The organism is Ideonella sp. sgz306126, assembly GCF_056032705.1.
Genome location: NZ_JBVYWP010000002.1, coordinates 154,906 through 177,604 on the forward strand (window position 1 = coordinate 154,906; position 22,699 = coordinate 177,604).

The 22,699-nt window shown below is 68.7% G+C and carries 19 protein-coding genes; 11 read left to right on the forward strand and 8 right to left on the reverse strand.

Annotation, left to right across the window (positions count from 1 at the left end):
• The first annotated feature begins 51 nt into the window (after window positions 1-51).
• From AC0N04_RS05105 to AC0N04_RS05120, 4 genes are all read left to right on the forward strand, one after another.
• A complete protein-coding gene (locus AC0N04_RS05105; RefSeq protein ID WP_474279329.1) occupies window positions 52-1,098 on the forward strand; it encodes an efflux RND transporter periplasmic adaptor subunit in 1,047 nt (348 codons plus the stop codon).
• A 28-nt stretch (window positions 1,099-1,126) separates the two neighbouring features.
• Window positions 1,127-4,231 carry an efflux RND transporter permease subunit gene (locus tag AC0N04_RS05110; protein WP_474279331.1) on the forward strand — a complete coding sequence of 1,035 codons (3,105 nt, stop codon included), beginning with the start codon at window positions 1,127-1,129 and terminating at the stop codon, window positions 4,229-4,231.
• A gap of 367 nt (window positions 4,232-4,598) precedes the next feature.
• Window positions 4,599-5,033, forward strand: a complete 435-nt coding sequence (locus AC0N04_RS05115; RefSeq protein WP_474279333.1) for an EamA family transporter — start codon at window positions 4,599-4,601, stop codon at window positions 5,031-5,033.
• Window positions 5,034-5,439: 406 nt separating this feature from the next.
• On the forward strand, window positions 5,440-6,078 hold the full coding sequence (locus AC0N04_RS05120) for an MBL fold metallo-hydrolase (protein WP_474279335.1): 639 nt from the start codon (window positions 5,440-5,442) through the stop codon (window positions 6,076-6,078).
• Window positions 6,079-6,101: 23 nt separating this feature from the next.
• Here AC0N04_RS05120 and AC0N04_RS05125 read toward each other — a convergent pair whose 3' ends face one another.
• Complete coding sequence (locus AC0N04_RS05125) at window positions 6,102-7,739, reverse strand: AmpG family muropeptide MFS transporter (protein ID WP_474279337.1); 1,638 nt, start codon at window positions 7,737-7,739, stop codon at window positions 6,102-6,104.
• Window positions 7,740-7,947: 208 nt separating this feature from the next.
• Between AC0N04_RS05125 and AC0N04_RS05130 the strand changes: the two genes are divergently transcribed.
• The 4 genes from AC0N04_RS05130 to AC0N04_RS05145 all read left to right on the forward strand — a co-directional run bounded on the left by AC0N04_RS05130 (window position 7,948) and on the right by AC0N04_RS05145 (window position 12,008).
• On the forward strand, window positions 7,948-8,583 hold the full coding sequence (locus AC0N04_RS05130; RefSeq protein ID WP_474279339.1) for a hypothetical protein: 636 nt from the start codon (window positions 7,948-7,950) through the stop codon (window positions 8,581-8,583).
• Window positions 8,584-8,700: 117 nt separating this feature from the next.
• Window positions 8,701-10,995, forward strand: coding sequence for an NADP-dependent malic enzyme (locus tag AC0N04_RS05135; RefSeq protein WP_474279341.1), 2,295 nt, complete (start codon window positions 8,701-8,703; stop codon window positions 10,993-10,995).
• A 194-nt stretch (window positions 10,996-11,189) separates the two neighbouring features.
• Window positions 11,190-11,561 carry a guanyl-specific ribonuclease gene (locus tag AC0N04_RS05140; RefSeq protein WP_474279343.1) on the forward strand — a complete coding sequence of 124 codons (372 nt, stop codon included), beginning with the start codon at window positions 11,190-11,192 and terminating at the stop codon, window positions 11,559-11,561.
• Between the two features lie 51 nt (window positions 11,562-11,612).
• Window positions 11,613-12,008 carry a barstar family protein gene (locus AC0N04_RS05145; protein WP_474279345.1) on the forward strand — a complete coding sequence of 132 codons (396 nt, stop codon included), beginning with the start codon at window positions 11,613-11,615 and terminating at the stop codon, window positions 12,006-12,008.
• Here AC0N04_RS05145 and AC0N04_RS05150 read toward each other — a convergent pair.
• From AC0N04_RS05150 to AC0N04_RS05165, 4 genes are read right to left on the reverse strand one after another with little or no spacing between them, the layout of a single operon-like run.
• The gene (locus tag AC0N04_RS05150) at window positions 11,983-12,258 is read right to left on the reverse strand and encodes a hypothetical protein (protein ID WP_474279347.1); all 276 of its coding nucleotides are present in this window, start codon (window positions 12,256-12,258) and stop codon (window positions 11,983-11,985) included. The genes AC0N04_RS05145 and AC0N04_RS05150 overlap by 26 nt on opposite strands.
• Window positions 12,259-12,290: 32 nt before the next feature.
• On the reverse strand, window positions 12,291-13,115 hold the full coding sequence (gene rsmA / locus AC0N04_RS05155; protein WP_474279349.1) for a 16S rRNA (adenine(1518)-N(6)/adenine(1519)-N(6))-dimethyltransferase RsmA: 825 nt from the start codon (window positions 13,113-13,115) through the stop codon (window positions 12,291-12,293).
• Complete coding sequence (locus AC0N04_RS05160; protein WP_474279351.1) at window positions 13,058-14,395, reverse strand: peptidylprolyl isomerase; 1,338 nt, start codon at window positions 14,393-14,395, stop codon at window positions 13,058-13,060. The genes rsmA and AC0N04_RS05160 overlap by 58 nt, the downstream gene beginning before the upstream one ends.
• Window positions 14,392-16,719, reverse strand: a complete 2,328-nt coding sequence (locus AC0N04_RS05165; protein WP_474279353.1) for an LPS-assembly protein LptD — start codon at window positions 16,717-16,719, stop codon at window positions 14,392-14,394. The genes AC0N04_RS05160 and AC0N04_RS05165 overlap by 4 nt, the downstream gene beginning before the upstream one ends.
• Before the next feature lie 83 nt (window positions 16,720-16,802).
• Between AC0N04_RS05165 and AC0N04_RS05170 the strand changes: the two genes are divergently transcribed.
• Window positions 16,803-17,864 (forward strand): aminoglycoside phosphotransferase family protein, encoded by a 1,062-nt coding sequence (locus AC0N04_RS05170; protein ID WP_474279355.1) that lies wholly within the window; start codon window positions 16,803-16,805, stop codon window positions 17,862-17,864.
• An 18-nt stretch (window positions 17,865-17,882) separates the two neighbouring features.
• Here the strand turns inward: AC0N04_RS05170 and AC0N04_RS05175 are convergent, their stop codons facing one another.
• Window positions 17,883-18,887, reverse strand: coding sequence for a LysR family transcriptional regulator (locus AC0N04_RS05175; RefSeq protein ID WP_474279357.1), 1,005 nt, complete (start codon window positions 18,885-18,887; stop codon window positions 17,883-17,885).
• Between the two features lie 194 nt (window positions 18,888-19,081).
• Here AC0N04_RS05175 and AC0N04_RS05180 point away from each other — a divergent pair, with 194 nt between their 5' ends.
• Window positions 19,082-19,555, forward strand: a complete 474-nt coding sequence (locus AC0N04_RS05180) for a DUF4148 domain-containing protein (RefSeq protein ID WP_474279359.1) — start codon at window positions 19,082-19,084, stop codon at window positions 19,553-19,555.
• A gap of 110 nt (window positions 19,556-19,665) precedes the next feature.
• Here AC0N04_RS05180 and ssb read toward each other — a convergent pair whose 3' ends face one another.
• Complete coding sequence (ssb, locus tag AC0N04_RS05185; protein WP_474279361.1) at window positions 19,666-20,157, reverse strand: single-stranded DNA-binding protein; 492 nt, start codon at window positions 20,155-20,157, stop codon at window positions 19,666-19,668.
• Window positions 20,158-20,240: 83 nt separating this feature from the next.
• Window positions 20,241-20,747 carry a cupin domain-containing protein gene (locus AC0N04_RS05190; RefSeq protein ID WP_474279363.1) on the reverse strand — a complete coding sequence of 169 codons (507 nt, stop codon included), beginning with the start codon at window positions 20,745-20,747 and terminating at the stop codon, window positions 20,241-20,243.
• A 69-nt stretch (window positions 20,748-20,816) separates the two neighbouring features.
• Between AC0N04_RS05190 and recQ the strand changes: the two genes are divergently transcribed.
• On the forward strand, window positions 20,817-22,697 hold the full coding sequence (gene recQ, locus AC0N04_RS05195; RefSeq protein WP_474279365.1) for a DNA helicase RecQ: 1,881 nt from the start codon (window positions 20,817-20,819) through the stop codon (window positions 22,695-22,697).
• Window positions 22,698-22,699 lie beyond the last annotated feature (2 nt).

Sequence of the window (22,699 nt, forward strand, 5' to 3'; positions counted from 1 at the left end):
GCCTGTCCTGGCCGGTCGCACCCGGTTCCCTTTGCTCGCGGAGGCGCCACGATGAGGTTTCCCAAGCCAAGGGCCTGGCTCGGTCTGGTGTCGGTGCTGCCGGCATTGGCGGGCTTGTGGGTGCATGCCATGTCGGTGGCGGGCCCGGCCGCGGTGGCGCCCGTCGCGCAGCCCGCCGGCCCGGTGACGGTGGTCGACGGCACGACGATCGTCCAGATCGACATGGCCTCGCAGCGTCGCGGCGGCTTCGTCGAACAGGCGCTTGCCCTCGCCGATCCGCCGCCCGATGCGACCGCCGACGCTGCCGTGATGGACCTGCTGCCGCTGGCCGACTGGGCCGCCCGCCGTCGCTCGGCGGGCGCCCAGGTCGCCGCGGCCGAGGTCCAGGCCCGGGCCGCCCGGGCCGATCTGGTGCGGACCGAGGCCTTGTACCAGGACCACCAGAACGCCTCGCTCAAGAGCCGGCAGGCGGCCGATGTCGCGGCGGCGCAGGCCGACGCGGTGCTGGCGACCGCCCGCGCCGCCTTGCAGGCATTGCAGCGGGAGGGCGAGTTGCGTTTCGGCCCGGCGCTGGTGCGCCTGGCCGAGCGCGACAGCGACGCCCGGGCGCTGTTCGGCGGGCAGCGCGCCATCGTGAGCGTGGCGCTGCCGGACGGCACGACGCCACCGGGCCGAGTGCAACTGGCGCTGGCCGGCGGTCCTGGCGTGCCCGCCGCTTGGCTGTCGCAGGCCGTGCAAGCCGACCCACAGCTCGGCGCGACGATGCAGCTCTACCTGGTCGGCCGGATGCTGCCGGCGCAGGCCCATGTCACCGTCGAGTTGCCGGGCTCCGCGCCGGTGGCTGGCGTCCTGGTGCCGCAGCAAGCCGTGGTGTGGTACGCCAATCAGGCGTGGACTTACGTGCAGCGCGACGCCACGCATTTCGCGCGCATTGCGCTGCTCGATGCGAGGCAGGCGCCGCAGGGCGTCTTCGTGTCGGCCGGGCTGCGACCCGGACAGCGGGTCGTGACGCGCGGCGCCGGCCTGCTGCTGTCGCTGGAGCAACTGCCGCCGCCGGGCAGCGCCGTCGGCTGCAAAGACCCCGAATGCGACGACTGAGTCGACCGAACCGCCGGGGACGCACGCGGTGGTGAATGCCCTCGTCCGCCTGTCGATCCGCTATCGCGGCATCGTCATCGTGCTGGCCTGCCTGCTGTTCGGCTATGGCGTCGAGACCTTGCGCAGCTCGCGCATGGACGTGTTTCCGGAGTTCGCGCCGCCGCTGGCGATCGTTCAGACCGAGGCACCCGGGCTGTCGGCCGAGCAGGTCGAGGCACTGGTGTCCCAGCCGGTCGAGAACGTCCTGGGCGGCCTGCCCGATGTGGACACGATGAAATCCAAGTCCCTGCCCGGGCTCTCGCTGATCACGATCACCTTCAAAGCCCGCACCGACGTTCAACAGGCACAGCAAAGCGTCAGCTCGCGGCTGGGCGCAGTGGGCGCCAGCCTGCCCGCGGGGGTGTTGCCGCCGGCGCTCCTGCCTCTGACCTCGTCGACCGGCGTCGTGCTGGTGGCCGCACTGACTTCCTCCCACCGCTCGCTGGCCGATTTGCACGACCTCGCCGCCTGGACGATCAAGCCGCATCTGACCGGTCTGCCCGGCGTGGCCGATGTGGTGGTGTTCGGCGGCGATGTGCGCCAGTGGCAGGTGCAGGTGGATCCGCAGCGCCTGGTGGCCGACGGCCTGAGCCTGGACGAGGTGCTGGCAGCCGCGCGGCAGGCCACGGGTGTGCGCAGTGCCGGCTTCATCGAAGGGGTGAACCAGCGCCTGGCTTTGCGCACCGAGGGCCAGTTGCGCTCGGTGCAGGAGCTGGCGCAGATCCCGGTGGCGTGGCGGGCGGGCGTGCCGATCCGGCTGGGCGACCTGGGGCGGGTGCGCGAAGGCGTGGCGCCACCGGTGGGCGCGGCCCGCCTCGACGGGCAACCCGCCGTGATGCTGGTGATCGAAAGCCAGTACGGGGCCGACCCGCTGGCCGTCAGCCGCGAGCTCGACCGCGCCTTCGAGCCGCTGGCGCCGCTGTTGTTCGCCCAGGGCGTGGTGCTGGACACGACCGTGTTCCGACCCGCCCGGTTCATCACGGTGGCGATGCAGCACCTGCGCACCGCCCTGCTGATCGGCGCCGCGCTGGTGGTCGCGGTGTTGTTCCTGTTCCTCCACAACCTGCGAACTGCCCTGATCTCGGCTTGCGCGATCCCGCTGTCGCTGCTGGTCTCGGTGATCGTGCTGCATCGCTTCGGTGTCAGCCTCAACACGATGACGCTCGGCGGTCTGGCGATCGCGCTTGGCGAGGTGGTGGACGACGCAATCGTCGACGTCGAGAACATCGTCCGCCGCCTGCGCGAAAACCGCAGTGCCGAACGCCCGCTTCCCGCGCCGGTGGTGATCTGGCGCGCGTCGGTCGAAGTCCGCGGGGCCGTCGTTTACGCCAGCTTCATCGTCACGCTGGCCTTCCTGCCGGTCCTGGCCCTGACCGGCGTCGCAGGCGCCTTGTTCTCGCCTCTGGGCGAAGCCTATGTGTTCTCGGTCCTGGCCTCGCTGGGCGTGGCGCTGACGCTGACACCGGCGCTGGCCTGCGTACTGCTGGCCGGGGCCCCGCCGGACCGCGACGAGCCGCGCTTCGTGCAGGCGCTCCAGCGGCGCTACACCGGCTGGCTGGCGGCGGTCGAGCGGCACAGCCTGCGTCTGGTGGCCGTCGTGGCCGTCGCCTGCCTGGCGGCGCTGGCCTGCGTGCCTTTGCTGGGCGGCAGTTTCATTCCGGAACTCAAGGAGGACCATTACACGGTGCACATGGCACTGGCGCCCGGTACCTCCCTGGCGGAGGCGGTGCGCATCGGCGATCGTGTCACGGCCGCGCTGCGGGCGATCCCTGGCGTGCGGCGGGTGGCGCAGCGCGCGGGCCGAGCCGCCGACGTGGTGGATCCGGTGGACGTGAACCTGAGCGAATTCGAGGTCGATCTGGCGCCCATGGGCGCCGCCGCGCAGTCGACGACGCTGGCCCGCATCAACGCCGAGCGTCAACGCTTCCCGGGCATGACCACCTCGGTCAACACCTTTCTGACCGAGCGCATCGACGAGACCCTCTCGGGCTTCGCCTCGCCCGTGATCGTCAATGTGTACGGCGACGACCTCGACCTGATTGATGCCCAGGCGCGCACCATCGCGAGGGTGCTGGGCGAGGTGCCCGGCGCGATCGGCGTGAACATCCCGGCTCCGCCGTCCACGCCACAGCTCGTGATCCGCCTGCGTCCGGCGATGCTGCAGCGCAATGCGCTGCGTCCGCTGGAGGTGCTCGACGCCGTGCAGGCCGCGTTCGAAGGCGTCACCGTGGCCCAACTGGTGCACAGCAATCAAGTCACCGACATCACGGTCCAGCTCGATGCGAATCACCGGCGGCAACCGGCCGACGTCGGGCAGTTGAAGTTGCGCAATGGCCAGGGGACGCTCGTGCCGCTCGCCGAAGTCGCCGACATCCGCGAGCAGGCCGGGCGCGCGCAGATCGCCCACAGCGGGGGGCAACGGCTGCAGACCGTGACCTGCGGCGTGCGTGGCCGCCCGGTGGCCGACTTCGTGCGAGACGCCCAGGCCCGCGTGCGCCGCGAGGTTCCGATGCCTCGCGGCACCTACGCGGTCTTCGAAGGCGAAGCCCAGGCGCGCACGCAATCCCTGCACGAGCTGCTGGTGAACTCGGCGCTGGCCCTGGGCGGCATCGGCGTGCTGCTGACCTTGGCGCTGCGCACCGGGCGGGCCCGAGCGCTGGTGCTACTGAACCTGCCGTTCGCGCTGGTGGGCGGCGTCGCTGCGGTGTTCATGACCGGCGCAGACCTCAGCCTGGGATCGATGGTCGGTTTCGTGACCTTGTTCGGCATCACCTTGCGCAACTCGATCATGCTCGTCTCGCACTACCAGCACTTGGTCGAGCACGAAGGCCTGCGCTGGGGACCGGAGGCAGCGCTGCGTGGCGCGCGCGAGCGCCTGTTGCCCATCCTGATGACCGCCTGCGTCACCGCGCTGGGCCTGCTGCCGCTTGCGCTGCGCAGTGGTGAGCCGGGCAACGAGGTCGAAGGACCGATGGCGATCGTGATCCTCGGCGGCCTGGTCACCTCGACGCTGCTCAACCTGCTGTTGTTGCCGGCGTTCGCGCTTCGATTCGGACGCTTCGTGGCGCCCGACCCGCTGATCGAGCTCAAGTAGGCGCCATGGGTGCCCCCCTGCATAAGCAGGGTTTGGAATCCGTCCGTCAAGCGGAGCAATCTGGTGGGTGGATCCCTTCTCAATGATCGTCGGCAACCTTCACTCTGCAACGACTCGCAGTCCTGGCCGGCAGCAGGTGCTCGCCGGTGACAGCTCACGGCTCCGCTGATGGCCCGCTGGGTCGCCGCGTCGCAAGGTTTGCGCAACCGTGCCCGATCCAAGGCCGAGTGGGAGGAGAAATGCAGGTAGCTGATGCAGATCGAGTAGGCGCTGAGTGCCTCGGCGGTCTATGCTGCGGCTTCGTGCGGACAATGATCCACCCGTGAAGCGGGTGTCTCCGACTTCGGTCTGCCATTGTGGAAAAAACATGTTCCTCGCTTCCAACTGGTTTACCTGGGCGCTTTTCTCGGCCGTGTTCGCGGCGCTCACCGCAATCTTCGCCAAGATTGGCTTGGCAGGGGTCGATTCCGACCTCGCCACGCTGATCCGCACGGTGATCATCTTCGTCGTGCTCGGCGCCTTCGTCTATGCAACAGGCAAGCTGTCGAACCCGTTCGAGCTCTCAGGAAAGACATGGCTTTTCCTGGTGCTGTCGGGTCTGGCGACCGGTGCGTCGTGGGTCTGCTACTTCCGCGCACTGAAGATCGGAGATGCGTCGAAGGTGGCGCCAGTCGACAAGCTCAGCGTGCTTCTGGTGACTGTGTTTGCCGTAGCCTTCCTGGGTGAGCGGCCGTCGCTGCGGGAATGGATCGGCATTCTGATGGTGGGTGCCGGCGTCTTCGTGCTTGCGTTCAAGCGCTGACGTCGCCCTTGGCCTGAACTGGCGAAATAACGGCACATCCCAGCCGCTCCCATGGAGCTGCAGGCAGACGTCCGCGCCGATGAGGAAATCGACCGCAACGGGTCGGGAGGGACGAGTCGAAGTCCAGGCGCAGCGGTCGCATGCCAGGGCGGCCAGCGAATGACAGGTTCCGATGCGCGCCGACATTCGAGCGCCAAACCGCACCGCCCGCACCCAGTCTGAAGCAGCCCCCCTCCCGACCAACAAGACCTCGGTGCCCGATCGGCCTCGGCGGGCATACTCGGGGTTTGCTGGTGCAGTTTTGCGGCATCGACGCCGAGCGGGTGGGCCCCTCGCGAGGGGCTCTGAAGAGTCGTCCCCCCGGTTGCCGGATCAGCACCCCGTTCCCCTGGAACCTTTCTTCACCATGCTTCGCTATCGCACCGTACCGGTCACCGGCTTCCAGCAAAACTGCTCCATCGTCTGGTGCGACGAGACGATGGACGCGGCCTTGATCGATCCGGGCGGCGACCTGGACCGGTTGAAGGCGGAGGTCGCGCGCCTGGGCGTCCATCTGCGAGCCCTGTGGCTGACCCACGCGCACATCGACCATGCCGGGGGAACGGGCACGCTCGCGCGCGAGCTGGGGCTGCCTATCGTCGGGCCGCACCCGGGCGACCAGTTCTGGATCGACGGACTCGGGCAGCAGAGCCAGATGTTCGGGTTCCCGCCGGCCGAGCCCTTCGTGCCGACGCGCTGGCTGGCCGATGGCGACACGGTGGCGCTGGGGCACAGCACCGTGCGGGTGCGCCACTGCCCCGGCCACACGCCGGGACATGTGGTGTTCCACAGCGCCGAAGCCAAGCGCTGCTTCGTCGGTGACGTGCTGTTCGCCGGCTCGATCGGCCGCACGGACTTTCCCGGCGGCGACCACGACACGCTGATCGCCAGCATCACCCAGCGCCTGTGGCCGATGGGCGACGACACGGTGTTCATCCCCGGCCACGGGCCGGAGAGCAGCTTCGGCGAGGAACGCCGCCACAACCCCTACGTCCGCGGCACCTGAGCCGCCGGCCGGCGCGGGCCGGGTCAGGGGCCGGCGCCCTCCGCGTCGGCCGACTCGCCCTCCAGCACCCGGATGGGGCCCCGCAGGCGCCACAGCATCAGCAGCGCGGGCGCCGAGAGCACGGTGGCGACGATGAAGAAATTCGGCCAGCCGATCGACTCGGCCAGCACGCCAGCCAACGGCCCGATCCAGACGCGGCCGACCGATGCGAACGCAGAGAGCAGCGCGAACTGGGTGGCCGTGAAGCGACGACTCGTCAGGCTCATCAACAGCGCCACGAAGGCCGCCGTGCCCATGCCGCCGGTCAGGTTCTCCAGCGCGACGGCCATCAGCAAGCCGCCATCCACCGTCGTCGGATGGGTCAGCTTGACGATGCCCCAATCGAAAGCAGGCAGCAGCAGCCCCGGCAAGGCGCCTTTGCCATGCACCGCCAGCCACCAGAAGCCCAGGTTGCTGAGCCCTTGCAGGACGCCGAACATCAGCAGCGAACGCCACAGGCGCAGGCGCAGCATCAACGCGCCACCGAGCAAGGCCCCGAACAGGGTGAGCCACAGGCCCAGCACCTTGTTAACCACGCCGACCTCTGCCGACGCGAACGCCATGCTCTTGAGCAGGAACGGGGTCATCAGCGAGAGCGCGAACGCGTCGCCCAGCTTGTAGAGCACGATCAGCAGCAAGAACGCCTTGGCACCCGGCCGCGCGAAGTAGTCGGCCAGGCCGGCGCGCAAGGTCTCGAAGCCGGTGCGTCTTGCCGCCCAGGCCGCCAGCGGCAGGGTGAACGCCAGGCCGGCGAACATCGCCGCCAGATCCGTCCAGCGCTGCTGCAGCAGCGGCGGCAAGCGGCTGCCCTGCCACCACGGCGCCAGCAGCGCGCTCAGCACCGGGGTGAACAACTGCTGCGTCACCAGGTAGCCCAGCACGGCCACGGCCGCCACGGACGCAAAGCCCAGCACCTCGCGCGAAGCGGGTGCGGCGCGCACCTGCGGCTGCGGCAGGCGTGGGGTGACGCTGACGCTGAACGCCGCCGCACCGGCCATCAGCCCCGCCATCAGGCGGTAGACCTGAGGCCAGGTCCAGCCGCCGCCCTGGCCGGCATCGGTCCAGATCAAGGCCACGCCGCCCGACAGAATCATCGCCAGCCGGTATCCCATCACGTTGAGCGACGAGCCCAGGCCGCGCTCCCGCGGCAGCAGCAGATCGGTGCGATAGGCATCCAGCGCGACATCCTGCGACGCGGACAGGAACGCCACCCCGACCGCCAGCAAGGCGAACAACTGCAGCGACGCTTGCGGCGGGGTGGCCGCAAGCGCCCACAAGCCACCGGCCAGCAGCAACTGGGTCAGCGCCAGCCAGCCGCGGCGCCGCCCCAGCCACGGCAGGTCGAAGCGATCCATCAGCGGCGCCCACAGGAACTTGAAGGTGTAGGGCAGGCCCACCAGGCTCAGGAAGCCGATCGTCGCCACGTCGATGCCCGCCGTGCTGAGCCAGGCCTGCAGCGCCTGGCCGGTCAATGCCAGCGGCAGGCCCGAGGCGAAGCCGAGCACGCAGACGACCAGCCATCGGTGCACGCCGGCCGCGGTCAAGGCCGGGCGGAGCGGCAAGGAACCCGGGAGGGAAGCGGCCGCCGGCTCGGCGTCACAGGGCGGGGAGTCACGGCGCATCGGCCGGATTCTAGGAGGCGGCCTGCGCCGCTCGACGTGACACACGACCGGATCTGTGGACGCCGACAAACAACACATTTTGTTACCGCCGAATTGCCTCGCCGCCGTCGGTGTTTTCGGGTCGCACCCTTCACAATGTTCCATCACAAAAGCGCGCGAGTCGATGGCTTCTCTCGAGGACCGACCGCAGCGCATCGTGGAGGTGAACGTGCTCTTTTCGTCCGTGCCGGGCTGGTTGTGGCAAGTGCTGGGGGCTGCAGCAGGATTGGCGCTGGGCCTGCTGCTGGGCGCGTGGATGCTGCGCCGGAAGCCGGCCCCGCGCCGCAAGTCGGCCCACGACCTGCGCCCTTCCGACAGCAAGCTCGCTCCGCTGACCACCTTGATGGCCGGCGACAACTCGTCCTTCGGCAGCAACAGCCAATTGCCCAACCGGACCGATTCACCGCAGCAGCGCCTGCTGGAGCGGCTGCGCGAAAGCAACCTCGACCTGAGCGCGCAGCTGCGAGCCAGCGCGGCACAGCACGCCCGCCTGCTGAAGGACAAGGACGACGAGGTCGCGGCCTTGAAGGAAGACTACGACCAGCGTGTCGAAGAGCTGCGCCAGACCCACTCTTCGGAACTGAAGTACCTGATGGCCTTGTTGGTCGAGCAGGTCGACGGCATCCACAAGACCCATGCCAGCCACGTCAAGGCGCTGGAGGCCGAGCTTGACCGGCTTCGCCAGGACTGGCGCAGCCATCTGCCCGCAGGCCAGGGCCGGTCCGTCGGCGGCACCGCGGAAGACACGGCGACCACCACGTTCGCGGCCACCGAGTTGATGGGCGCCTCCACGAAGCCTCACTGAGATCGCCGGCGCCACCGGGGTCGCTGCCCTCGGGACGCGGCGGGGCAAGGCCCGAGCACCGGGGCAGTGGCCGGCTCCTACAATCGCTGCCCCGTTCCGGAACTACCGAGGTCGCCGATGTCCACCGCCGAAGAAAAGCAAACCGAACTGCGCCGGGCGGCGCTGGAGTACCACGAGTTCCCGACCCCGGGCAAGATCGCGGTCACCGCGACCAAGCAGCTGATCAACCAGCGCGACCTCGCGCTGGCCTACTCGCCGGGCGTGGCGGCGGCCTGCGAGGAAATCGTCGACGACCCGGCCAACGCCTTCCGCTACACCTCGCGCGGCAATTTGGTGGCCGTGGTCACCAATGGCACCGCGGTGCTGGGCCTGGGCAACATCGGTCCGCTGGCGTCCAAGCCGGTGATGGAGGGCAAGGCGGTCCTGTTCAAGAAGTTTGCCGGCATCGACGTCTTCGACCTGGAGATCAAGGAAGACAACCTCGACAAGCTGGTCGATGTCATCGCCGCGCTGGAACCCACCTTCGGCGGGATCAACCTCGAAGACATCAAGGCTCCCGACTGCTTCTATGTCGAGCGCAAGCTGCGCGAACGCCTGCACATCCCGGTGTTCCACGACGACCAGCACGGCACGGCGATCGTCGTCGGCGCCGCACTGCTGAATGGCCTGAAGGTGGTGGGCAAGGACATCAAGCACGTCAAGCTGGTGTCCTCCGGTGCGGGCGCCGCAGCGCTGGCCTGCCTGAACCTGCTGGTCAAGCTGGGCCTGCCGCGCGAGAACATCTTCGTGACCGACCTGGCCGGCGTGGTCTGGAAGGGCCGCACCGAACTGATGGACCCGGACAAGGCCGAATTCGCGCAGGACACGCCGCAGCGCAGCCTGCGCGAGGCGATCGCGGGCGCAGACATCTTCCTGGGCCTGTCCGCCGGCGGCGTGCTGAAGCCCGACATGGTGGCGTCGATGGCCGCCAGGCCGCTGATCTTCGCGCTGGCCAATCCGACGCCGGAGATCATGCCCGAGGAGGTCAAGGCGGTGCGTGACGACGCGATCATGGCCACCGGTCGCACCGATTACCCGAACCAGGTCAACAACGTCCTGTGCTTCCCGTACATCTTCAGGGGCGCGCTGGACTGCGGCGCCAGCACCATCACCGACGAGATGGAAATCGCCGCAGTGCGGGCCATCGCCGAACTCGCCCAGGCAGAGCAGAACGACGTAGTGGCCTCGGCCTACGCTGGCGCCACGCTGAGCTTCGGCCCCGAGTACCTGATCCCCAAACCCTTCGATCCGCGCCTGATGATGGAGATCGCGCCGGCCGTGGCCGAGGCGGCCCGCGCCTGCGGCGTGGCCACCCGCCCGATCGCCGATCTGGACGCCTACCGCGGCAAGCTGCAGACCTTCGTCTACGCGTCGGGCACGCTGATGAAGCCGATCTTCGCGGTGGCCAAGCGCGCCAAGGCGCGCCGCGTGGCCTTCGCCGAGGGCGAAGACCGGCGCGTGCTGCGCGCCGTCCAGGTGATCGCCGACGAGGGCCTGGCGCGGCCGGTGCTGGTGGGGCGCGCCAGCGTCATCGAGGCCCGCATCGAGAAGCTGGGGCTGCGCATCGAGGAGGGCCGCGACTTCGAGATCGTCAACATCGACGACGATGGCCGTTATCGCGACTACTGGCAGACCTACCACCGCATGATGGAGCGGCGCGGCGTGACCGAGCAGTTCGCCAAGATCGAGATGCGCCGCCGCCTGACGCTGATCAGCACCATGCTGCTTCACAAGGGCGAGGTCGACGGCATGATCTGCGGCACCTGGGGGTCGACCGCGATGCACCTCCACCATGTCGAGGCCATCATCGGACGCCGCCCCGGCGTCAAGACCTTTGCCTGCATGAACGGCCTGGTGCTGCCCAACCGCCAGATCTTCCTGGTCGACACCCACGTCAACTACGACCCCAGCGCCGAGCAACTGGCCGAAATCACCATCATGGCCGCCGAGGAGATGCGGCGCTTCGGCATCCAGCCCAAGGCCGCCTTGCTGTCACATTCGAATTTCGGCTCCAGCGATCAGCCCTCCGCCGTGAAGATGCGCCAGACGCTGGCGCTGGTGCAACAGGCCGCGCCCTGGCTGGAAATCGACGGCGAGATGCACGGCGACGCCGCGCTGGACGCCGCCTACCGGGCCGAATTGATGCCGCGCAGCACGCTCAAAGGCGAAGCCAACTTGCTGGTGCTGCCCAACATCGACGCGGCGAACATCAGCTACAACCTGCTCAAGACGACCGCCGGCGGTGGCATTGCGATCGGGCCGGTGCTGCTGGGATCGGCCAAGCCGGTGCACATCCTCACGCCTTCGGCCACCGTGCGTCGGATCGTCAACATGACCGCCCTGACGGTCGCGGACGCCAACGCAGCCCGTTGATTTTCCTGGAAAAATTAGCAAGTCAGTAAACACTTACGGCACCGTTCCCTGCCCATTCTTTGAGCAGCGGACTTGTGGTTTTCCCGCCAATCAGATACGATTGTAGTTTGATGGTTCAGGGTAAACCCGTGGCTTTGACAGTGACATCGTCGGTGGGAAAGTCCTCGCTCGCAGCGGGACGGACCTTCGCCGTCATGGCGTTCACGGTGCTGGGTTTGCTGGGCGGTGTTGGGTGCGCGCAAGCGCGCGAACCCCGGCCGACCGCTCAGGCCGACGTCGGGGTGGTGAGCCTGGCCGAGTTGCCGCCCGAGGCGCAGCGGGTCGAGCAGCTGATCCGCCGCGGCGGGCCTTTCGCCTACGAGAAAGACGGTGGGGTGTTCGGCAATCGCGAACGCCTGCTGCCCCGTCAGCCTCGGGGTTATTACCACGAATACACCGTGCGCACCCCGGGCGCCAGAGACCGCGGCGCGCGCCGGATCATCTGTGGCGGCCGACAGCTCACGGAACCTGCGGCCTGTTTCTATACCGAAGATCACTACGCGAGCTTCCGACGCATCGTGCAGTGATCTGCTGTGAACCTTGCGACTTTTCATTTTGACAACAGGAGGAACGCGACCATGCTCTTGCAGACCGTCCGTCCCAACATCGTGCAGGCGATACGCGCCTATCGGGTCGATGACCTGATGCGCGCAGCCCAGGAGGCTGGGCAGCACTTTCTCTTCGCCAACCTCACCGAGGCCGAGTCCAAGCAGGACGTGCTGGAAGGCATTGCCACCTCGTTCCTGTTTCCGGCCCATTTCGGCAAGAACCTGGACGCGCTGTACGACTGCATGACCGACCTGGTCAACAAGTCGGGCGCCCAACCGGGCTTCGTGGTGGTGCTGGAGCAGATTCCGGACAATCCACGCTTCGATCGCGAATCGCGGGAGCAGTTGCTCGACGTGTTCCGAGACGCCGCCGACTTCTGGGCCGACCGAAAGGTCCCGTTCAGATGTTTCTATTCTTTTCAGTAGCCCGCTCCCAAGAAATCGGGTCATGGGAGCGGGCTGCTGAGACGGCCCCCGCGGAAAAGCCGGCCACCAAGGCCAGTGCCAAGAACGGCACCAACCCCAACTTCGGCATGAACATGCCGATGATGAGCAGCGCCTTCGACACGGCGATGTGGTTGAGCGCGGCCTGAGTGCCGCGTCGTTCCTGATGCTGAAAGGCCCGCATCCGCGGGCCTTTCTCGTTTCTGGGGTGGATCGCGGCAACCAGCGCCACGGACCCTGAGGCGTGCCCCCTCGGTCCGGCGCTCAGCGTGCGGGCAAGGCCTGCGCCAACGCGACGAACTCGGCCACAGGCACCTCCTCGGCGCGCCGTTGCAGATCGAAGACCCCTTGGAACCCTTCGGCGTCCAGCCATTTGCCCAGGGTGTGGCGCAGCAGCTTGCGTCGCTGCGAGAACGCGGCCTGCACCAGGGATTCGAAGCGCGCGAGGTCGATCGCCGCCACCCCAGGCAAAGGCAGCATGCGCACCACCGCCGAATCGACCTTGGGCGGCGGATCAAACGAGCTGGGGGGCACGTCGATCAAGGCCTCGATGTCGTAGCGCCACTGCAGCATCACCGACAGCCGGCCATAGGCCTTGCTGCAAGGCGCCGCGGCCATCCGGTCGACCACTTCCTTTTGCAGCATGAAATGCTGGTCTTCGATGTGCTGCGCCTGTCCGAGCAGATGAAACAGGATCGGGGTGGAAATGTTGTAGGGCAGGTTGCCCACCACACGGAGCTTCGCCCCCAGGGTCGCACTCAGCGCCGCGAAATCCACCATCAGCACATCGGACTCGATCACGTTCAGATCGGGCCGCTGCCGCAGCCGCGCGGCCAGATCGCGGTCGAGCTCGATCACCGTCAGGCGACCGCAGCGTTCGACCAGCGGCTGGGTCAGCGCGCCCAGCCCGGGACCGATTTCGACCAGCGCCTGGCCGGCCTTGGGCTGGATGGCGCGGATGATCGCGTCGATGATCGCGCCATCGGTCAGGAAATGCTGACCGAAGCGCTTGCGCGCGTGGTGGGCCGCGCTCACTGAGGCGGCTCGCGCATCTCGACGTACGCACGCGAGCGCAGCTCGTCCGCCCATTCGGCATAGGCGGCCGGATACTTCTGCTCGCGCAACGCGTTGACGGCCTGTTCGCGCAGCTGGCGGGGATCGATCGGTACGCTGCGGCGCTCCAGCACCTGGATCAGGTGCACCCCGAAGCGCGATTGCACCGGAAGCGAGATGCCGCCCAGCGGCAGTTCGTTCATCGCCTGCTCGAACTCGGGTACGAAGGCGCCCTGCGACACCCAGCCCAGGTCGCCGCCGTTGGGCGCGCTGCCGTCTTCCGAATACTTGCGCGCCAGCTGCTCGAACGTGGCCTTGCCGGCCAGGATCTGATCGCGGAATTCCGACAGGCGTTGCGTGGCTTCCGCAACGCTGAGCCGTTCCGACGGCCGCAACAGGATGTGGCGGGCATGGGTCTGGATGGTCGTCGGCGCACCCGCATCGCTGCGCGACACCAGCTTCAGGATATGGAAACCAGCCCCGCTGCGCACCAGGTCGGGGGTCACGCCGCCCACCGGCAGCGCCTTGACGGCATTGACGAACAGGTCGGGCAGGCGGTCGGCCGGCCGCAGGCCGATCTCGCCGCCGCGCTGGCGGTTGTTGTCCTCGGAGACTTCGCGCGCCACCGCGTCGAAGGGCTCGCCCTTCTGAACCCGTGCCAGCGCCGCCATCGCCTTGGCGCGGCGCTGCGCAACCTCGGCATCAGAGGCGCCGTCCGGCACCATCACCAGGATCTGGGCGATGTCCAGCATCGGCACCTTGGCCGCCTTGGCGCGCTCTTTCTCGAGATAGTCCTCGACCTCGGAATCGGAGACCTTGATGCGGGCCTGCACCTCGCGCTCGCGCACCCGCTCGACCATGATCTGGTCCCGGATGTTGTTGCGAAAGCGGGTGTAATCCATGCCTTCGTCCTTCAGCCGCTGGCGCAGCTGGTCGACCGTCAGCTTGTTCATCGCCGCGATGTTCATCACCGCGCGATCCAGTTCCTGATCGTCGACCTTGATGCCGCTGTCGCGCGCATGCGTCACCTGCACCCGTTCGTTGATCAGCGATTCGATCACCTGGTGGCGCAATTCGGCCGCCGGCGGCAAGGCCTGGTTCTTTCGGCCGGCATCGTCCCGGATCTGGGCCAGACGCTGCTGGACCTCGAACTCGGTCACCAGCTCGTTGTTGACCACGGCCACGATGTAATCCGCCGCGCGGGGCGTCGCGGGTGCCGCCGGCGTCTTCTGCTGGGCGAAACCGATGCCGCAGGACAAGGCCAGCGACAGCAGGCAGGCCAGGCGGCGCAGGGGACGGTAGAAAGATGAGGTCATGGTGCGGTGGGGGTAGCGGTCGGTGCGCCGTCGTCGCGCAACATCTGGTAGCCGGGGATATTGTCCTTCAGGACCTTGAGCGGATTGGAACCCAGCCGGGACAGGCCCACCAGTTCCAGCTGGATCATCAGACGCGTCGTCGCCTCGGACGCGCCGGTGGACTGGCGTTGCGCCACCAGCCGGCCGATCCAGCAGCCCGCGTCGTATTCGAGTCCGGCGATGGCGTCGGTGATGCGGCTGTCCATCATGCTGTAGTTGACGCGTCCCACGCCGTACAAGGTCCCGTTGCAGGTCGATCCGTCGCTCGGCCTGCCGCGATAGACCGGCCACTGCCAACCCAGTTCCACCTGCTCGTTGACGCCCCGGGTGTAGCGGTAGGTGGCCGACAAGGTCCGGAACGGGCCGGGCTGCCAGTGCACGGCCATCAGCGCGCCTTCGGTCCGGCCGGCCGCGGCGTTGTAGTCCTCGGTGGCATCCAGCCGCCAATGGGGCAGCAAGGTGGTCGAGCCGAACAGCATCAGGTCCGAGAACGGCGAGCTGGTCGCGCCGGGGGTGGCAGGTGCGAGCCCGTTGGCCGTCAGGCGATCCGCGGTGATGCGCGACGGCCGGAACTGGTAGCGCTGCGCCACCCCCAGGCGCATCAACTCGGCACCGGTCGCCCGGTCCGCCCAGCTGCTGGTCGCGCCCATCGTGACCTGGTTTGCGTCGTTGACATAGTCGACCCCCGAGAAAGCGCTGTTGCCGTAGATCGAGATCTCGTTGAAGTCGTAGGCCGCCGCATCAAAGGCCGGCAGCGCGTCCTGATCGCGCCACGGCGTGTTCACGTAATGCAGACGCGGGATCAGTGTCTGGGTCACGTCCCGCCCCAGCAGGCGGGTGTCCCGGTCCAGCCGCAAGCCGCCATCGATGCTGAGCGTAGGGATGGTGCGCGAGGCGTGCTGGCGACCGTCGCTCATCGGCTGCGCGGTGTCGTAGGCCGCGGCATTGAACGACAGGCTGGGCGCCAGCCAGCCCCAGCCCATGTCGCCGGGGTGGGTCAGCGCGCCCAGCAGATGGGCCCGCGTGCCGTTGTCGCGGGTGTCGACCGCCGTCCGTTGGTCGCGCAGCGCAAAGTGGTTGACCTCGCTCTGCATCGACCACACCAGCCCGGCGGGCGCTCGGCCGCTCGCGCTGAGCCCCAGTTGCGGCAGACGCTGGTACGGCGGAAGGATCAGCGCCGTGTCGTCCTGCATCACCTGCCAGCCCTCGACACGGGCATAGGCCCGCCACCGCGACACGCCGGTCTGCCAGCGGTACGAGGCGCGCGCGTCCTGCTGCAGCAGCCGCGGCGTCAGGCTGGGCAGCACGCCCGAGAAGTCCTTCCAGTAATTGTTGTCGGAGGCGGCCTGCACATCGGTGCTGTAGGCCCAGCCGGGCGCCGGCCGGCCGTCCTGGGTCAGGACCAGTGCGTAGCGCTGGCGTCCGACCGAACTGTCCCAGGGCATCCAGTGCGTCTGCAGCCCGCCTTGCTGGCTCGCAAGCAGATAGCGGAATTCGGTGCCCAGCGACGCGCCGCGGCGAGTCAGGATGCCCGGCGTCAGCGTCAGGTCGTAGTTGGGTGCCAGGTTCCAGTACCACGGCACTTCCAGTCCGAAGCCGCTGCGGCTGTCGGTGCTGATCGACGGCGGCAACCAGCCGCTGCGCCGTTCCCCGGTGGCAGGAAAACTCAGGCCCGGACCGGCCAGGATGGGCACGCCCAGAAAATGCAGCACGGCGCCCCGGGCATGACCGTCGTTGTGCTCGAAATCGAGGTCCAGGCGGTCGGCGCTGAGCACCCAGTCCTGCTGGCCATTGGCATCCACCGGGCAACTGCTGTAGTTGGCGTTCAAGGCGGACACGCGCCGGGTGCCGGTGAAATCGATCCGCGCCGCCCGCCCTCCGGCACCGGTGCGGGCCAGAAAATACGTCGCGGCCAGCACGCTGCCCTCCCGGGTGTCCAGTTGCACCTGGGCCTGGGTGCCGCTGAAGCGGTTGCCGTCCTGATCCAGCCGGACGTGGCCGTGCACCGAGGCCGTGCGGCTGACCTGGTCGAGCACCAGCGTGTCGGCCGTCAGGGTCAGCCCGGCCTGGCGCAACTCCACCTCGCCCTCGGCCGTCGCGCTTTGATCGATCACCGAACGGATCCGGTCCGCCGTCAGGATCACCGGCGCCTGGCGCGCATCGACCGGGGTGGCCGCCGGCTGCGCCAGCACCCCGCCCGACAGCAGCGCGGCCCCGATCAACGCCGCCCAGCGGATGTCGTAGCGGCGGTCAGGGGAGGTCAGGGGTTCGGTCGGCAGCAACACGCGAGGTGGCTTGCGCGCTGCCAGCAGCGGCGCAGAAAAAGGGCGTCAGTAGAATGGGATTATCCACGAGGGTCCCGAACCGAATGACCGCCAGCCTGCCAGCCTCCCCCGCCCGGATCGAGTGGCCCGATGAGTCCCGTCGCACTGCCTTCGAGCAGTGGCTGGCCCCGCTGGCCCGCACGCACGCGCTGCGGATCGACAGCTTGGCGCCAGCCTCGGCCGATGCCAGTTTCCGCCGCTACCTGCGTATCGCGGATGCCCGAGGCGGCTCCCGGATCGTGATGGATGCGCCGCCGCCCACCGAGGATGTTCGCCCGTTCATCCATGTCGCCGGCCTGATCGCCCAGGCCGGCCTGCATGCGCCCGAGATCCTGGCTGCCGATGTCGAGCAGGGCTTCGTGCTGTTGAGCGACCTGGGCAGCACGCTCTACCTGGACGCCTTGCAGCAAGACGGCGGCGCCCGTGCCGACGCGCTGATGCGCGACGCCATCCGGGCGCTGGTCCAGTGGCAGCAGCGCGTTGCCGCCGACACCTTGCCGCCCTACGACGACCGATTGCTGCGCCTTGAACTGGCCTTGTTTCCCGAGTGGTGCGTGCAGCGCGAATTCGGCATCACCTGGACGCCGGCCCAGCAGCAGTCGTGGCAACGCGTCTGCGATGCCCTGGTGAACAGCGCGCTGGCACAACCCACCGTGGCCGTGCACCGCGACTGGATGCCGCGCAACTTGATGGTGGCGGAGCCGAATCCCGGCATCCTCGACTTCCAGGATGCCGTGCGCGGCCCGATCAGCTATGACGTGGCCTCGATGCTGCGCGACGCCTTCATCTCCTGGGACGAGGAGCGCGAGCTCGACTGGGCGGTGCGCTACTGGAGCGCCGCGCGCAGCGCCGGTCTGCCCGTGGACGAGGATTTCGGCGAGTTCTGGCGCCAGCTCGAGTGGATGGGACTGCAGCGCCACCTCAAGGTGCTGGGCATCTTCTGCCGCCTGAAGCACCGCGACGGCAAGCCCAGGTACAGCACCGACCTGCCGCGCTTCTTCAGCTACGCCACCAAGGTGGCGCTGCGCTACGGCCCGCTCAAACCCCTGCTGTCGCTGCTGGAGCCGCTGCAGGACGCCAAGCTCGCGGTCGGCTACACCTTCTGACGCCCCGTCCGCGTCCGCTCAGGTCTTTGGCGCGGCAGGGCATGCGGCAGGGGTCGGAGCCCCTTGGCGCGTTTCGCAGCCGGCGGCCGTCAACCACGGGTCACGATCCTCGCCGCCGAAGACCTGCACCAGGAAATCGAGCATCGCGCGGGTCCGCGCCGGCACGTGCTGCCGGGTCGGCATGCAGGCCCATAGCGTGGTGCTGAACAGCCGCCATTCGGGCAGCACCCGCTCCAGCGCGTGCTCCATCAGCGCGTCTTCGATCACCAGCGACGGCAGTCCGGCGACGCCCAGGCCGGCCAGCGCGGCCGCGTAGTTCAGATCGACGTTGAGCGTCGCGAGCAGGCCGCGCCGCGGCACCGTGGAAAAGGTCTCGCCGTCGCCCTCGCCGTCCCGCCCGCCCGCGCCGCGGTGAAACGTGATGCCGCGCTGCACCTCGGTGCGCGGCGGAATCAGCACGTCGTGCTGCGCCAGATCGCTCGGATGCGCAGGCCGGCCGCGCCGGTCCAGGTACTCGGGCGCAGCGCAGACGATCACCTCGCTGCGCGCCAGCCGGCGCGCGACGAAATGGCCGTCCAGCGGCTGCGACACCTGCAGCAGGGTCAGATCGAAGTTCTCGTCGACTGACGCGGTCTGGCCCATCGCGGCGATTTCCAGCGTCACCTGCGGATACATCGCGTGGAAGCGCGGCAGGTGCTTGGCCAGCTGATGCACCGCCACCGCCGGCGGCGTCAGCAGCCGCAGGTGGCCGCGGACCTCGGAGACCGCCGCATCGGCGATCGCCTCGGCCTCGTCGAGATCGGCCAGGATGCGCCGCACCCGCTGCAGGTAGTTCTCGCCGACCTCGGTCAACGCCATGGTCCGGGTGGTCCGGTTGAGCAGGCGCGCGCCCAGGTGGGCCTCCAACTCGGCCACCAACCGCGTCACCACGGCCGGAGCCAAGTCCAGGGCCCGCGCCGCCGCCGCGAAGCTGCCCTCGTCGATGACCCGGGTGAACACCCGCATGGCGCGAAGGGAATCCATGATTGTTTAACTTTCAGGAATGGTCAATGACAACGCCTGTAGTTTATTCCTTTGTCGTCAATCTCTACAGTTGAGCCCATCGATGAGCCGAACCTGATGAAACGACTCACCGAGGCTGGACAAGACGAAGCGAGAAAGTAAACGCTCACCGCCATGCCCGGATGTTGTGAACTCTTGAATCCAAAGGAATTGCCATGAACCGCCCCCTCACCCACATCGCGTCTGCTCTGGTGCTGTCCCTGATCGGCGCCGGTGCCTGGGCCCAGTCGACTTCGATCGAGTGGAACTACGACGCCCAATCTCAGTCGCAACCCGCCGCCGTCTCGACCCTCAGCCGCGCCCAGGTGCGGGCCGAACTGGAGGCCGCGCGCCGCAACCACGAGATCAACAGCTTCGACTCGCTGGCCTACATGCAGCCGGCCGCCCAAGCCCACCCGGTCTCGGCCATCCTGGCCCTGGTGCACCAAGGCAAGAGCCAGGTCGCCGCCACGACCACCGGCACTCCGATCGCCGGCAGCCCGACGCGCCAGCAGGTGCGTGCCGAGCTTGACGCGGCCCGGCGCTCGGGCGAGTTGAACCCGTTCGACTCGCTGGCCTACATGCAGTACCGCCCGCTGGCCAAGGACGGCGCCGCCGCCAACACGCCCGCGCCGGTGGCTGAACGCTGAGCCGCTGGCCGACACGGCCCGCCAATGACAAGGGCCGCCGGCATTTGTTGCCGGCGGCCCTTGCTGCTTTCAGATCGGTCGGCGCCGGGCAGGCCCGGCGCCAGGGACGTTCAGAACGGAATGTCGTCGTCCATGTCGTCGAAGCCGGTGGCCGACTTCGGTGCCGGCCGCGGCGCCGGAGCGCGGGGTGCCGGCGCCGGACGCGACGGCGCCGGGCGGCTGCCGCCGTCGTCGTCGCCCATCGCCTCACCGCCGCCGCCCATGCCGTCCCGGGTGCCCAGCAAGGTCATCTCGGTGGCGACGATTTCGGTGGTGTACTTCTCGACACCGTCCTTGTCGGTCCACTTGCGGGTCTTCAGGCGGCCCTCGACGTAGACCTGGCGGCCCTTCTTCAGGTACTCGCCGGCGATCTCGGCCAGGCGGTCATAGAGCACCACGCGGTGCCACTCGGTCTCTTCGACCCGCTCGCCGGAATTCTTGTCCTTCCAGTTGCGGGTGGTGGCCAGCGACATGTTGCACACCGCCGCGCCACTGGGCGTGTAGCGGACTTCGGGATCACGGCCGAGATTGCCGATGAGGATGACTTTGTTGACCGAGGCCATGGGCGCTCCTGGAGAGATGGGTTGCCGCAGAAGACTGCCGGGCGTGAGCGCCGATTGTGCCGCAAGCCCGTCCGCCGGTCCCCTCAGGGTTCGCCATCCCAGTAGTCCAGCGAGTTCGCCCGCCGCTGGATCAAACCGGGGCCCCCGGGGGCCCAGGCCGACACCTTGCCGGAATCCGGGTACTCGCAGATCTCCGGCGTGACCTGGGTGCTGATCGACAGGTACTTCAGCGGCGCGTCGGAGGTGTTGAGCAGGTGATGCGGGTAGGCCGGGCCGGGCGGGATGAAGATCACGTCGCCCGTCCGCACCGCCAGCAACTCCCCCGCGACCCGCAGCGTGCCCTGTCCGGCCAGGATCACGAACATCTCCTCCTGCGCATGATGGAAATGGTAGGGACAGGACTGCTTGCCCGGCGGCACCACGTCCACCGCGCAACCCAGGTGCGTCGCCGCGCTGCCCGGGCCGAGCGCGGCGAAATGGGACGCGTAGCGGGGTGGGCGCTCGATATCCTCGCTGCGCGAGGGGTCGGCCAGCGCGTCATCGAGGTTGCGGATCAGGCGCTGGCGCAGGTGGTCGGCATTCGTCGGCATGGTCTTCCTTCAGGCTGGAGTGCCAGCATAGCTCCAGGCGCCCGGGGCGGCCGGGTACCATCGCGGGCGATGTCCGACTCCGCACCCTCGCCCACCGAGCTCACCACGGTCCTGCACGAGGTCTTCGGCTACGCCGCGTTCCGTGGCCAGCAGGCCGAGGTGGTGGCCCAGGTGACCGCTGGCGGCGATGCGCTGGTGCTGATGCCCACCGGGGCCGGCAAAAGCCTGTGCTACCAGGTGCCGGCGATCGCCCGCCACCGCGCCGGCAAGGGCGTGACGGTGGTGGTCAGCCCGCTGATCGCGCTGATGCACGACCAGGTCGGCGCCCTCGAAGAGGCCGGCGTGCATGCCGCGTTCCTGAATTCCTCGCTCGATCTGGCCGGCGTGCAAAACGTCGAGCGCGAACTGATGTCGGGGCGCCTCGTGCTGCTGTACGCGGCGCCCGAACGCATCACCCATCCGCGCTTTCTGGCGATGCTCGACTCGCTGCACGAGCGGGCCAGGCTCAGCCTGTTCGCCATCGACGAAGCCCATTGCGTGAGCCAGTGGGGCCACGATTTCCGCGAGGATTACCTGCAACTCGGCGTGCTCGCCGACCGCTACCCCGGCGTGCCGCGCATCGCGCTGACGGCCACCGCCGACGAACACACCCGGGCCGACATCGTGCACCGGCTGGCGCTGGAGAACGCCCGGCCGTTCATCAGCAGCTTCGACCGGCCCAACATCCGCTACCGGGTGGTCGAGAAGGACAACCCGCGCACCCAGCTGTTGCGCTTCATCCGCGACGAGCACGAGGGCGAGGCCGGCATCGTCTACTGCCAGAGCCGCAAGAAGGTGGACGACACCGCCGCCTGGCTCAGCGCCGAAGGCATCGCCGCCCTGCCGTACCACGCCGGCCTGGACGCCGACGTGCGCCGGCGCCACCAGGACCGCTTCCTGCGCGAGGATGCGATCGTGATGGTGGCCACCGTCGCCTTCGGCATGGGCATCGACAAGCCCGACGTGCGCTTCGTGGCGCACCTGGACCTGCCCAAGAACATCGAAGGCTATTACCAGGAGACGGGCCGCGCCGGCCGTGACGGCGAGGCCGCCGACGCCTGGATGACCTACGGCCTGGCCGACGTGGTGAACCAGCGCCGCATGATCGACGAGAGCACCGCCGGCGACGACTTCAAGCGCCTGCAGCGGGGCAAGCTCGACGCCCTGCTGGCGATGTGCGAAAGCCTGGATTGCCGGCGGGTGCGCCTGCTGAACTACTTCGGCGAGGCGAGCCACCCCTGCGGCAATTGCGACAACTGCCTGCAGCCGCCGGCGCGCTGGGACGCGACCGAAGCGGCGCGCAAGCTGCTGTCGTGCATCTACCGCTGCCACCAGCACTCGGGCTTCGGCTTCGGTGCCGGCCACCTGATCGACGTGCTGCGCGGCACCTCCACCGACAAGACCCGCCAGCGCGGCCACGAAAGCCTGTCGACCTTCGGCATCGGCCGCGACCTGAGCGAACAGCAGTGGCGCGGCGTGCTGCGCCAGCTGATCGCACTGGGCCATGTGGTGAGCGAAGGCGAGTACAACACGCTGGCCCTGGCCGACAGCGCCCGCGCCGTGCTGCGCGGCGAATCCACGATCGAGCTGCGCGAGCCGCGCGAGGCCGTGGCGCGCAGCCGAGGTGCACGCCGCGGCAGCGGTAGCGGCAGCCCCCGTGTGCCGGCCGCCGCGGCCACGCTGGACAGCGCCGCGCAGGCCCGCTTCGCGGCCCTGAAAGCCTGGCGCAGCGAGGTGGCCAAGGAGCACAACCTGCCGGCCTACATCGTGTTCAACGACGCCACGCTGGCCCAGATGGCGGCCGATGCGCCCGACACGCTGGACGCGCTGGCCGGCGTCAGCGGCGTCGGCACGAAGAAGCTGGAAGCCTACGGACGGCAGATCCTGCGCGTGCTGGACGCCCTGGCCTGAAC

What these genes read in the sequence shown, in the direction of transcription:
- AC0N04_RS05105 (WP_474279329.1), top strand. Translation starts at nt 52, where the DNA reads ATGAGGTTTCCCAAGCCAAGGGCCTGGCTCGGTCTGGTGTCGGTGCTG.
- AC0N04_RS05115 (WP_474279333.1), top strand. Translation starts at nt 4,599, where the DNA reads ATGTTCCTCGCTTCCAACTGGTTTACCTGGGCGCTTTTCTCGGCCGTG.
- AC0N04_RS05120 (WP_474279335.1), top strand. Translation starts at nt 5,440, where the DNA reads ATGCTTCGCTATCGCACCGTACCGGTCACCGGCTTCCAGCAAAACTGC.
- AC0N04_RS05125 (WP_474279337.1), bottom strand. Translation starts at nt 7,739, where the DNA reads ATGCGCCGTGACTCCCCGCCCTGTGACGCCGAGCCGGCGGCCGCTTCC.
- AC0N04_RS05135 (WP_474279341.1), top strand. Translation starts at nt 8,701, where the DNA reads ATGTCCACCGCCGAAGAAAAGCAAACCGAACTGCGCCGGGCGGCGCTG.
- AC0N04_RS05140 (WP_474279343.1), top strand. Translation starts at nt 11,190, where the DNA reads ATGGCGTTCACGGTGCTGGGTTTGCTGGGCGGTGTTGGGTGCGCGCAA.
- AC0N04_RS05145 (WP_474279345.1), top strand. Translation starts at nt 11,613, where the DNA reads ATGCTCTTGCAGACCGTCCGTCCCAACATCGTGCAGGCGATACGCGCC.
- rsmA (WP_474279349.1), bottom strand. Translation starts at nt 13,115, where the DNA reads ATGGGCGGACGAGCTGCGCTCGCGTGCGTACGTCGAGATGCGCGAGCC.
- AC0N04_RS05160 (WP_474279351.1), bottom strand. Translation starts at nt 14,395, where the DNA reads ATGACCTCATCTTTCTACCGTCCCCTGCGCCGCCTGGCCTGCCTGCTG.
- AC0N04_RS05170 (WP_474279355.1), top strand. Translation starts at nt 16,803, where the DNA reads ATGACCGCCAGCCTGCCAGCCTCCCCCGCCCGGATCGAGTGGCCCGAT.
- AC0N04_RS05175 (WP_474279357.1), bottom strand. Translation starts at nt 18,887, where the DNA reads ATGGATTCCCTTCGCGCCATGCGGGTGTTCACCCGGGTCATCGACGAG.
- AC0N04_RS05180 (WP_474279359.1), top strand. Translation starts at nt 19,082, where the DNA reads ATGAACCGCCCCCTCACCCACATCGCGTCTGCTCTGGTGCTGTCCCTG.
- ssb (WP_474279361.1), bottom strand. Translation starts at nt 20,157, where the DNA reads ATGGCCTCGGTCAACAAAGTCATCCTCATCGGCAATCTCGGCCGTGAT.
- AC0N04_RS05190 (WP_474279363.1), bottom strand. Translation starts at nt 20,747, where the DNA reads ATGCCGACGAATGCCGACCACCTGCGCCAGCGCCTGATCCGCAACCTC.
- recQ (WP_474279365.1), top strand. Translation starts at nt 20,817, where the DNA reads ATGTCCGACTCCGCACCCTCGCCCACCGAGCTCACCACGGTCCTGCAC.